The organism is Homoserinimonas sp. OAct 916 (assembly GCF_003260275.1).
Classification (GTDB): Bacteria; Actinomycetota; Actinomycetes; order Actinomycetales; family Microbacteriaceae; genus OACT-916.
Genome location: NZ_QJHB01000133.1, coordinates 1 through 275, shown reverse-complemented (window position 1 = coordinate 275; position 275 = coordinate 1). Strand labels below are relative to the sequence as shown.

Here is a 275-nt window from a genome sequence, read left to right as displayed (position 1 = left end):
CAACTGTGACCCGAAACCCTGCCGGCCCGTGTGACGGGGGCGACGTGGTCTGGGATCACACCTGGTGGTGTGTGTTCGTTCTCGACCGTACATCGAGAACCACAAAGTGGACGCAAACAATAGCAATAGGTGTTATCCGAAGATAACGGTGTTATCAAGTCTTCGACTTATTAGTACAGGTCAGCTCCATGAGTCTTTAGTCCTCACTTCCACATCCTGCCTATCAACCCGGTGGTCTAGCCGGGAGTCTCTCACCCTCAAAGGGGCATGGAAAT

Annotated in this window: 1 rRNA gene; it reads right to left on the bottom strand. The window is 52.7% G+C overall.

From position 1 onward, the window contains the following. Window positions 1-150: 150 nt before the first annotated feature. A 23S ribosomal RNA gene (locus tag DL891_RS16990) occupies window positions 151-275 on the bottom strand; the annotation flags it as partial.